General features: G+C 62.6%; 11 protein-coding genes. 2 read left to right on the top strand and 9 right to left on the bottom strand.

Annotation, left to right across the window (positions count from 1 at the left end; genetic code table 11):
- The first annotated feature begins 134 nt into the window (after window positions 1-134).
- Window positions 135-770 (top strand): endonuclease, encoded by a 636-nt coding sequence (locus R3175_RS11920; protein WP_318944500.1) that lies wholly within the window; start codon window positions 135-137, stop codon window positions 768-770.
- A gap of 145 nt (window positions 771-915) precedes the next feature.
- Here the strand turns inward: R3175_RS11920 and R3175_RS11925 are convergent, their stop codons facing one another.
- The 9 genes from R3175_RS11925 to bioB form a co-directional block, all read right to left on the bottom strand.
- Entirely contained in the window at window positions 916-2706 is a 1791-nt protein-coding gene (locus R3175_RS11925; RefSeq protein WP_318944501.1) for an acyl-CoA dehydrogenase C-terminal domain-containing protein, read from the bottom strand.
- A gap of 247 nt (window positions 2707-2953) precedes the next feature.
- Window positions 2954-4753 (bottom strand): acyl-CoA dehydrogenase C-terminal domain-containing protein, encoded by a 1800-nt coding sequence (locus R3175_RS11930; RefSeq protein WP_318944502.1) that lies wholly within the window; start codon window positions 4751-4753, stop codon window positions 2954-2956.
- Window positions 4754-4990: 237 nt separating this feature from the next.
- A complete protein-coding gene (locus R3175_RS11935; RefSeq protein ID WP_318944503.1) occupies window positions 4991-5563 on the bottom strand; it encodes a putative metalloprotease CJM1_0395 family protein in 573 nt (190 codons plus the stop codon).
- 59 nt (window positions 5564-5622) lie between these two features.
- The gene (locus R3175_RS11940) at window positions 5623-5868 is read right to left on the bottom strand and encodes a flagellar basal body rod C-terminal domain-containing protein (protein ID WP_318944504.1); all 246 of its coding nucleotides are present in this window, start codon (window positions 5866-5868) and stop codon (window positions 5623-5625) included.
- A gap of 53 nt (window positions 5869-5921) precedes the next feature.
- The gene (gene bioD, locus R3175_RS11945; RefSeq protein WP_318944505.1) at window positions 5922-6614 is read right to left on the bottom strand and encodes a dethiobiotin synthase; all 693 of its coding nucleotides are present in this window, start codon (window positions 6612-6614) and stop codon (window positions 5922-5924) included.
- Window positions 6615-6649: 35 nt separating this feature from the next.
- A complete protein-coding gene (bioC, locus tag R3175_RS11950) occupies window positions 6650-7477 on the bottom strand; it encodes a malonyl-ACP O-methyltransferase BioC (RefSeq protein WP_318944506.1) in 828 nt (275 codons plus the stop codon).
- Window positions 7477-8223, bottom strand: a complete 747-nt coding sequence (locus R3175_RS11955) for an alpha/beta fold hydrolase (protein WP_318944507.1) — start codon at window positions 8221-8223, stop codon at window positions 7477-7479. Before R3175_RS11955 ends, bioC begins: the two co-directional genes overlap by 1 nt.
- A gap of 4 nt (window positions 8224-8227) precedes the next feature.
- Window positions 8228-9388, bottom strand: coding sequence for an 8-amino-7-oxononanoate synthase (bioF, locus tag R3175_RS11960; RefSeq protein ID WP_318944508.1), 1161 nt, complete (start codon window positions 9386-9388; stop codon window positions 8228-8230).
- A gap of 10 nt (window positions 9389-9398) precedes the next feature.
- Window positions 9399-10463: a biotin synthase BioB gene (gene bioB / locus R3175_RS11965; protein ID WP_318944509.1), complete on the bottom strand. Its 1065-nt coding sequence runs from the start codon at window positions 10461-10463 to the stop codon at window positions 9399-9401.
- A 72-nt stretch (window positions 10464-10535) separates the two neighbouring features.
- Between bioB and R3175_RS11970 the strand changes: the two genes are divergently transcribed.
- On the top strand, window positions 10536-11114 hold a 579-nt coding region (locus tag R3175_RS11970; protein ID WP_318944510.1), incomplete at its 3' end, for a ComF family protein.

An 11114-nucleotide genomic window follows, 5' to 3' on the forward strand; every position in this document is an offset into this window, starting at 1 on the left:
TAAATGAACCACGCGTCATCTTTGCAGGGAGGCTAGTCGGTACGATCCAATCCAGTATGTGCAGTTCAACACGAACTGCAGGGGGGCCCGATTAGCCGCTGCAAGAGAGCAGTTTGCGGGGTATAAAGAGGGCCATGAAACACAAACACTTGCTCATTGTCGTGTCACTCCTCCTGCTGATGCCAGCACTGGTTATCGGTCAAAACAACCGCTTTAGCGATCCCGACCAGACGGTCGAGCAACAGTTCTGGGGCGAACTGTACGTGAACGGCGGGAACACCTTCTTCTGCAACAAGGCCTTTGACCGCAAAGGCTTCCTGATTTCCGAAGGCTATGTTTACCCGCTTGCCCACGTGCGCAACGCCTTGCGCTGCGGTACGCCGCGCCAGTGTGAGAAAGACGACCGTTACCGGCAGATTGCCTCTGACCTGCACAACATCGTGCCGGTACAGAGCCGTGTCGAGATGCGTCGTCGAAATGCCAAGTTTGAGCAACTGGCCAGTTCCAGCCCCCAGGGGGACTGCGGCATTCGCCAAAGCACCCAATTCATCGAGCCGCCACAGCGGATCAAGGGCGACGTCGCCCGGACGGTGGCGTATATGGTGAGCACCTACGACCTGCCCTGGCTGGGCGCGGTCAGCGTGTTTCGGGACTGGAGCGAGCTGGACCCGCCGGACGATGGCGAACTGACCCGCCACCAACGGATCCTCGAGCTGCAGGGCAACCCTAACCCCTTTATCCAGGAGCCAACCCGGATGGCCCAGCTCTAGCGCTCCAGCCACGACCAATCCCCGCCGACTCCTTGTCGGCCATACCGGAAACCAACATTCCCCCATAAAAAAAGTCGGGCCAAGGCCCGACTTTTCACTATCCAGGGGCAGGCCTGTTCACCCTGCCCCATGGGTCACCGACGCCTCAGAATTCGTCGTCGGTCAGTGCCATCATGGCATCACTGCCACTGCGAATCCCTTCAGCCAGGGACACGGTCTTCGGCAGCAGGCGGTCGAAGTAGAAACGCGCAGTCTTCAGCTTGCCAGTGTAGAAACCGGACGTGTCGCCGTCCGCCTTGGGCGCGGCCACCTTGACCATCCGGGCCCACATGTAGGCCACGGCTGTCAGGCCGAACAGGTCCAGGTAATCCACGGAGGCGGCGCCGATGGCGTCGGGGGTTTCCGCAGCCTGCCTCAACACATCTTCGGTCACGTCGGACAGACGCTCCAGCGCGGCGGACAGGGATTCCAGGTACGGACGCAAGGCCTGGTCGTTGCTGTTGTCCTCGATGAACTTGGCAACGTCCGCGGCAAACAGTTCAAACAGCTTGCCCTGGTTGGCCACGACTTTCCGCCCCATCAGGTCCAGCGCCTGGATACCGTTGGTGCCTTCGTAGATCTGGGTGATCCGGCAATCCCGTACCAGCTGCTCCTGGCCCCATTCGCGGATGAAGCCATGACCACCAAACACCTGCTGGCCAAGGATACAGGTATCCAGACCGCGGTCGGTGAGGAAGGCCTTGGCTACCGGTGTCAACAGGGCCACCATGCCTTCGGCGTGCTTTCGCTGCTCCTCATCGTCCGAGTACTTGGAGATATCCAGCCACTGGGCCACGTAGGTGGAGAAAGCACGACCGCCCTCCACATAGCCCTTCATGGTCAACAGCATGCGACGCACGTCGGGGTGCACGATGATCGGATCGGCCGACTTGTCCTTCTGGCGGGGGCCGCTTGGTGCACGGCTTTGGGTCCGCTCCAGGGCATACTCGCGGGCACTCTGCAGGGAAGCCTCCGCAGCACCGATGCCCTGGATGCCCACCCCCAGACGCTCGTAGTTCATCATGGTGAACATCGCCGCCAGCCCCTTGTTGGGCTCGCCCACCAGCCAGCCCTTGGCACCGTCGAAGTTCATGACACAGGTGGCGGAGGCCTTGATCCCCATCTTCTTCTCGATGGAACCACAGCTGAAGCTGTTGCGCTCACCCAGGGATCCGTCTTCGTTCACCAGGAACTTGGGTACCAGGAACAGGGAGATACCCTTGGGGCCCGCCGGAGCGTCCGGAAGCTTGGCCAGCACCAGGTGGATGATGTTCTCCGCCATGTCGTGCTCGCCCCAGGTGATGAAGATCTTGGTTCCGGTGACGTTGTAGGAACCGTCCTCGTTGGGCTCGGCCTTGGTGCGAATGATCCCCAGATCGGTACCGGCGTGAGGCTCGGTCAGGTCCATGGCACCGGACCAGACACCGGCATACATGTTGGGCAGGTATTTTTCCTTCAGCTCCTGGCTGCCATGGGCATTCAGTGACAGGCAGGCACCGGCGGTCAGCATCGGGGCCAGACCAAATGCCATGTTGGCACCCTGCATCATTTCCTCGAACTGGGCCACCAGCATCTTGGGCATGCCCATGCCGCCAAACTCCGGGTTACCACCCAGGCCATTCCAGCCGCCTTCCACGATGGTCTGGTAGGCTTCCTTGAAGCCTTCCGGTGAGGTGACTTCGCCATCGTTCCACTGGCAGCCCTGCTCGTCGGCCTCGCGGTTCAGCGGCGCCAGCACGCCACTGGTGATCTTGCCGGCTTCTTCCAGGATAGCGTCGGCAGTATCCGGATCCACGTTTTCAGCCAGCCGGGGCATGGAAGCCCACACCGCGGGCGCATCGAATACTTCGTTAAGGACAAAACGCATGTCACGCAAAGGCGCCTGATAATCAGCCATCTATTTCTCTCCAGAATTCAATCTCTAACAAATACGGCGCTACCGGTAATCTGGTGCACCCTTCAGCTGTGTGCCCGAGAATATTGATCATTATTGTAGCCGCGTATTCTACCCAATTTTTGCTGCCGGCTCACGGACAACCGAGGCCCGGTTCCTCTCACCGCAACTCTGCAAGAAAACCAGACCAATAACCAAAAAAAGCCCGCATCGTTAGGAGCGGGCTTTTTCCTTGTGCCTGAGACTCACCTTAGAAGGCGAAGGCATCTTCCTGAATATCCATCAGGCTATCCGCGCCGGCCAGCGCCATTTCGGCGTGGGACTTGGCCCGCGGCAGCATGCGCTTGTAGAAGAAGCGCGCGGTCTGAACCTTGGCGTTGTAGAAGGCCTCCTCGGTGGTGCCTTCAGCCATGGCGTCGAGAGCCACCTTGGCCATGCGGGCCCACAGGTAGGCGAACACGGCGTAGCCGGAGTACATCAGGTAATCGACGGAAGCGGCACCGACCTCATCACGATTCTTCATCGCGTTCATGCCAATCTTCATGGTCAGGTCGCCCCATTCCTTGTTCATCGCCTGCAGCGGCTCGATGAACTCCTTCAGCTGCTCGTTGTCTGCATTTTCCTTGCAGAACACGTGAACCTGCTTGGTGAACTGCTTCAGGGATTCGCCCTGGCTCATCAGAACCTTACGACCCAGCAGGTCGAGGGCCTGGATACCGGTGGTACCCTCGTAGATCATGCCGATGCGGGCGTCACGAACGTTCTGCTCCATGCCCCACTCGCTGATGAAGCCGTGGCCACCGAATACCTGCATACCCAGGTTGGCGGACTCGAAACCGATCTCGGTCAGGAACGCCTTGGCGATCGGGGTCAGGAAGCCCAGCATGGCATCCGCCGTCTGCTTGTCTTCCTCGGTCTTGCCCTGATGGACAATGTCGGCCTGCTGAGCCGCCAGGTAAACCAGGGCACGGGCTGCCTCGGACACCGCCTTCTGGGTCAGCAGCATGCGACGCACGTCCGGGTGAACGATGATCGGATCAGCCGGGCCTTCCGGGTTCTTCGGACCGCTCAGGGAGCGCATGGCCAGACGGTCCTTGGCGTACGCCAGGGAGCCCTGGAAGCCGAGCTCGGCAGCGCCCAGGCCCTGGATGGCGGTACCGATACGGGCGGTGTTCATGAAGGTGAACATGCAGTTCAGACCTTTGTTCTCAGGTCCGATCAGCCAGCCCTTGGCACCGTCGAAGTTCATCACACAGGTGGCGTTGCCGTGGATGCCCATTTTGTGCTCCAGGGAGCCACAGGATACGGCATTGGCTTCGCCGGCAGAGCCGTCTTCGTTCGGCAGGCGCTTCGGTACGATGAACAGGGAGATGCCCTTGGTGCCTTCCGGAGCACCCGGCAGACGTGCGAGAACGACGTGAACGATGTTCTCGGCCATGTCGTGGTCACCGGCGGAGATGAAGATCTTGGTACCGGTAATGCTGTAGGAGCCGTCGGCATTGGGCTCAGCCTTGGTGCGCAGGATGCCCAGGTCGGAACCACAGTGCGGCTCGGTCAGACACATGGTGCCGGTCCACTCGCCGCTGATCAGCTTGGTGAGGTAGGTCTGCTTCTGCTCTTCGGTACCGTGGGCCTCAACGGTGTTGGTGGCGCCGTGGCTCAGGCCGGGATACATGCCCCAGGACCAGTTGGAAGTACCCACCATTTCGCTCATGACGATGCCGATGGAGCTGGGCAGGCCCTGGCCGCCGTAGTTGGGATCGGCAGTCATGGAAGGCCAGCCGCCTTCAACGTACTGCTGGTAGGCCTCTTTGAAGCCCTTCGGAGTGGTCACGCCTTCGTCGGTCAGCTTACAGCCTTCCTGGTCGCCAACCGCGTTCAGAGGGGAAAGAACCTGTTCACAGAATTTGGCACCTTCTCCAATAATGGCGTCGACCATATCCGGAGTCGCGTCTTCGGCACCTTCCAGATTGGCGTAGTGCTGCTCACTGTCCAGCAGCTCACTCATTACGAATTTGATGTCACGCAGGGGCGCTTTGTATTCAGGCATGGAATCCACCTCAGCTTATCGGTTAGGTCTGCGGTCAAGCTCGCAGCACTCTGCCTTTGGGTTTGCTCAGACGCCAGGCGATAACCTACCGGCGGCGTCAGTTAAACAAGTGTTTGAAACATACGTTTGTAGGCACAGATCTGTCAAGCACGGGATTCAAATTTTGTGTTGCCAAGTGCAACGGTTTCCGATCGCAATGTCACTGCGGGACCGATCTAGAAAGCTAAGCGATTGATTTTAAGCGATTGTCAAGAAGGGATCGGAGGAAGTTCCGGCGTCCGGATCGGACAGGCCAGAAACCGTACGGTAAGCTGCCAGGCCGCCGGGTTCACGGGACGGGTCCCCGTTCTCCCGTTGATTCAGGCCCTCCCGATCCTGGGCCAGCTCCTGCTGGGCCTGCATCATCAACTGCATGGCCTCGGCGGCAACCGCCCGGTCCTGCCCGGACGGCTCGGCCGGCGCCAATGCCGCCGCGCGGACGGTGCGCATCTTGTCGATAGTCGCCTGTGGGTTGTCGGCAACCGGCGCGATATCGATATTGACCTCGCCACCGACCGCGTACTGCACCCCGTCCGGGCCACGCTGGTAGGTGTAGCTGGGAGCGCTGGCGTATTGACCACCCACCGACTGATGAGCCTGCTCATGGGCCCGCACTTCCCGGTCCCGCGCTTTGAGTCGGGCCAGCTCCTGCAACTCCGCCTGTTCCTGGCGACGGGTAGCGGCGGTACTGTCGCGAGGGGAAGCCGATTCGTCACCGGCCTTGGCAGCCGTCGAGGGGAGCGAAGGATGGATGGAAGGAGAGATCATCATGACCCGATGCGCCTCATGCTTCGGGGACGGACCAGGGACAGACCGGCGGGATCGCCCCGTCAGGCCATAAGATCGAGGAGGGTACCGAGGGTCTCATCGGCAGTCTTAACCACCTGGGCTGAGGCTTCCACACTGCGCTGATAGAGCTTCAGGTCGATGATCGGCTCCACCAGCGGGGCACGACCAGTGGCCGCCCCCTGGGGACCGTCAACACCGCCGCGGGCAATTTTGCGGGCAGCATTTTCCATCCCCAGCATGCCGTCCTGCATGCCCTGGATACCGATTGCGAGGGTGTTGTTAATCATGGCGATGACCACACGAGTGACAAATACTTGACTTGATTAAGCCACATTACTGGTCAATTTTCAATCAAAACATCCACCCGGATGTCTTCTGCCAGCACACCGGGATCTGGCGTGGGTTGCCAGGGCAACACGCCCAGGCAGGGCGCCCCCAGGTGCGCCATCAGATAATTCAGGGTATCCCCCTCGCAACTCATGGCTTCCGCATCCGGCCGGTTGGCCACCCAACCCGCAAGCTTCAGGCCGTCGTTGCGAATGGCCTCAGCCGTCAGCATCGCATGGTTGATGCAGCCCAACCGCAGCGGCACCACCAGAATCACCGGCATTTCCAGCAACTGGGGGACCCGGGCATAGGTTTCACGATCGTTCAGCGGCACCCGCCAGCCACCGGCACCCTCCACCAGCATCAGGTCGCCGGGGCGCATCTGAAGGCCCCGACAGAAACCGGCCAGACGTTCTGCGCCAAGCACACGCTCCTGCTGGGCCGCAGCGACATGGGGGGCAATGGCCGGTTTGAGGGCAATGGGGTTTACCTGGTCGTAGCTGAGGGACTCGGTCATGGCTCCCATCAGCATCACGGCGTCTTCGTTACGCAAACCGTCGTCGGTGTCCTCGCAACCGGAGGCGACGGGTTTCATGGCCAGGGTTCGCAGCCCTGCCACTTTCGCCGCTTCCAGAATCGCCGCCGACACCAGGGTCTTGCCCACGCCGGTGTCGGTGCCGGTCACGAAATAGGTCTTTTTTGCCATCTAGCTAAGCCTTCTCTGTCAGCCTGTGTAGTCATTCATTCAATCGGTTTGCGGCAGCGGATATAGGCCGCTTCATATCGGGCATACACCCGCCCCTGCTCCAACGGGTACGCCTGGCAGAGCCGGCGAATTCGCCCGGGCGCCGTCACGGTTCTGCGACGCCCCTCCCCCTTGTATTGCGCGCCCAGGGCCTTGAGTTCGGCGAGTAACTGCAACGGCGAGTCGTAGTCCAGGGTCACCGTCTCGTAATTCAGGGTGAGTGCGGGACAGACCTCCGCCGCCATGCCCTCCAGATCGGCAGCCCGCTCGAACCGGTTGACGTGGTCCTGGCCGGGATCCGCCCGCTGCCAGGCCTGGACCAGTTCCCGCAGGGTTCCTGCCACCAGGGTGGAACACACCAACTGGCCGCCGGGCTTGAGGACACGCAAGCATTCCGACAGCACCGGCCGGGGATCGGCACACCATTGGATCATCAGGTTGCTGAACACCAGGTCCAAACTCCGATCCGCCAGCGGCAACTGCTCCGCATCTGCCACCAGCCAGCCTGCCGCCGCCGGCCGGTGCTCACCCGCGTAACGCACCATCGCCTCGGACAGATCCGCCCCGGTGAGCCTGGCGCCGGGGAACCTGGCCTGCAGGTCTTCGGCAAACTGCCCGGTACCACACCCCAGATCCAGCAGGTGCCCCGGTGCCACACCACGGCACATCTCAAGCAGTCGCGTGCCCATATGCCTCTGCAGGCGCGCAGCACTGTCATAGGATGCAGAGGCGCCACCGAAATCCCGGGCAACGGCCCGCTTGCTGGCAATGGGCTCCGGCGAATCCGGAGTGGGAATTGGATCCGATTGCGAAACCAACGCCATCACGCCACCTCCTGACACTGTTCGACAAATCGGACCAAAGCCTGGCGACAGCGATCCAGGGCATGCCCCCGTGGCCAATGGGTAAGCCCGGCAACCCGTGCCACACGGGCTGACGACGATACCGGCACCCCGGCCATCGCCCCGCTCACCACCCGGTCGCACTCCCCCCAAAGATGAAGCACCGGCAGCTCCAGGGACTGCCAGAGCCGACGCTGATCGGTGTGGGCCAGCCAATCGAGAGTCCGCTGCAACACCGGCGGGGTAAACCCAGCCTCATTTCGAAGCCAGGGCCTGAGCGCCCGCTTGGCCTCCAGCTCGTCAGGGTCCCCCAGCGCCTGGAGCGTGAGGAAACGCTGTCGGCACCGGCGGGCATCCCGCTGCAGGTCCTCGCTGAATCGCTGAAACTGCGCCTGCGCCATGCCATAGGGCCAATCGGCCGTGGCGACGAAACGCGGAAAACTGCACAGGGTAAGGACGCCCTGCACACGGTCGGGGGCCCGGTCTGCGGCGGCCATGGCTACCTGGCCTCCCAGCGACCAGCCGACCCAGAGGGCCGGTTCGGTATATCGGTCGGTGAGCCGGGCGGCCAGGGTCTCGACATCGGGACTATCGCCCACCAACTCTGCGTCCAGACTGACAAGATGCACCGGCGATGGCCACCCGTCGAACAAACCGGACAGCATCTCGGCGGGAACGCCCCAGCCAGCAACCAGTACGATAGGCAATGCGCGCTCAACCTGGCTCAAACCGTCACTCCTGAAGCAAATCCGTGCAGTTGACCAGGCCTTCCAGCAGGCGGTCCAGATCGGCATCGGTATGGGCGGCGCTCAGCGTCACCCGCAGGCGCGCCTCGCCCTCCGGAACCGTGGGTGGCCGAATGGCCGTGACCAGCAGGCCCTGCTCTTCCAGCCGTCGACTGAGTTCCAGCGCCGCCCAGTTGTCCCCCACCATGATCGGCTGGATGGGGGTCTGCGACGGCATCAGCGGGTAGCCCAGGGCCTGGGCCTCCTCGCGGAACCGGCGGATCAGGTGCCGCAGGTGGTCGCGTCGCTCGGGCTCCGCGTCGATCAGGTCCAGCGAGGCGCAGGTGGCCGCCGCCAGGGCCGGCGGCATGGCGGTGGTGTAGATGTAGGTCCGGGCCTTCTGGACCAGGTAGTCGATCATCAGCTCGGGGCCGGCAACAAAGGCCCCACTGGTGCCAACCGCCTTACCCAGCGTGCCAATCAGCAGCGGCACCTCGTCCTCAGACAACCCCAGGTGTTCCAGGCTGCCGCCACCGCGACTCCCCAGCACGCCAACACCGTGGGCGTCATCCACCACCAGCAGGGCGTCGTGTTGCCGGCAGAGCCGTGAGAGCTCTCTGAGCGGTGCGAGGTCGCCGTCCATGCTGAAGACCCCGTCGGTGACCACCAGTTTGTGGCCGGCGGTGCTGGCCAGCCGGTCCGCCAGGGCCTCGACATTGTTATGGGGGTAACGCTGCACCCGGGCGCGACTGAGAATACAGCCATCGATGATGGAGGCATGATTGAGCCGATCGGAGAAAATGGTGTCGCCCCGGCCCGCCAGGGCCGAGATCACACCCAGGTTGGCCATATAACCGGTGGAAAAGAACAGCGCGGCGCTGCGGCCGGTGAAATCGGCAAGCCGTTGTTCCAGGCGATGGTGGGCCTCATGATGTCCGCAGATCAGGTGCGAGGCGCCGCCGCCCACGCCGACATCAGCCGCAGCAGCGGTGAGCGCCGCCGTCACCGACGGGTGACTGGCCAAGCCCAGGTAGTCGTTGCTACAGAACGCCAACACCGGCTTGCCGTCGGCGGTGAGCGCCGGCTGCTGGGGGCCCTCCACCAATCGACGGGTGCGATACAGGCCAGCCCGTTGACGCGCTTCCAGCTCGCCAGCAAAATCGCGCAAGTCAGCTCCCTCAGGCGGATTCGCGGGTGGCGTCGTAGAACATGTGCCGGGTCTGCTCATACTCCACTGCTTCCGCCAGGGCTTCCACCTGCTCTTCTTCGGTATGGCTCTGTTCCCGCTGCTCGGGACGGATGCCCAGACGCTTGAACAGCTGCCGGTCATGGTCGGCTTCCGGGTTGGCCGTGGTCAGCAGCTTTTCCCCGTAGAAAATGGAGTTGGCGCCGGCCAGGAAGCACAGGGCCTGCATCTGATCGTTCATGTTTTCACGGCCGGCGGACAGCCGTACGTGGGAGGCCGGCATCAGAATCCGCGCCACGGCGATGGTGCGAACAAAATCGAACGGATCCAGGTCGTCGACCTGATCCAGCGGCGTGCCCTCCACTTTCACCAGCATATTCACCGGCACGCTCTCCGGATGCTGGGGCAGGTTCGCCAGCTGCACCAACAGGCCCGCCCGGTCACTCAGGTCTTCGCCCATGCCCATGATGCCGCCACAGCACACCTTCATCCCGGCCTTGCGGACGTTGTCCAGGGTGTCCAGCCGGTCCTGGTAGGTACGGGTAGTGATGATGTGGTTGTAGTATTTCTCGGAGGTATCCAGGTTGTGGTTGTAGTAGTCCAGCCCGGCTTCGGCGAGCTCCCCGGCCTGGTCTTCATTCAGCATGCCCAGGGTCATGCAGGTTTCCAGGCCCAGGGACTTGACCCGTTTCACCATGTCCAGCACGTACGGCATATCCTTCTTGGCCGGACTGCGCCAGGCGGCGCCCATGCAGAAGCGGGAGGCCCCTTTCTCTTTCGCCGCGCGGGCCTCGGCCACCACCTTCTCAATCTCCAGCAGCTTTTCCTTCTCCAGGCCGGTGTTGTAGTGGCCGCTCTGGGGACAGTACTTGCAGTCCTCGGGACAGGCACCGGTCTTGATGGACAGCAGGGTGGACACCTGTACCTCGTTGGGGTCGAAATGCTCCCGGTGCACGCTCTGGGCCTTGAACACCAGGTCGTTGAACGGCATCTCCAGCAGCGCGCGAACTTCTGCAACGGTCCAGTCGTGGCGGATGGCGGTGGCGGTGGCGGTCATGTGAGGGTCCTGTTAACGTTTTGAACATTCGGGGCAACGGATGCCGCCGCCCGGATTCATGGATGGAGACAAATGATAAAGGGACTGCTCTCGCTGTCAACCCAATTTACACCAAAGGTTAACAGCGCCATCGACCGCCACACCCTCTGCGTTGCCTGCTCAGTCCCGAGCGCCGCCGGCGGGTTATGCCAGGCCTGCCGGCGGGATTTGCCCGCCAATCACCACGGCTGTTGCCGATGCGCCCTGCCGTTGCCGTTGTCGGCACCTCCGGACTCCCTGTGCGGGGAATGCCAGGCCGATCTGCCCCCGTTCAGCGCGACCATCGCGCCCTGGACCTACCGCTTCCCGGTTGACCAGATGATTGGCCGCTACAAGTACCACCGGCAGCTCAGCCTGGGGCACGCCCTGATACGCTGTTTTGTCGATCACATCGACCAGGAGCTGGCCGCCCGCCCGGAACGCCGCCCGCACCTCCTGGTCCCCAGCCCGATGCACCGCAGCCGACAACGTCGCCGGGGCTTCAACCAGGCCGAGGACATCGCCGAGAAGCTCAGCCGGCGCCTGGGGATCCCCTGGTCCATTACCCTGGCCCGACGGATTCGCTCCGCCCCCAGTCAATCCGGGCTGAACCGGGCGCAGCGCCAGCAGAAC

The organism is Marinobacter sp., from assembly GCF_033722735.1.
Classification (GTDB): domain Bacteria; phylum Pseudomonadota; class Gammaproteobacteria; order Pseudomonadales; family Oleiphilaceae; genus Marinobacter.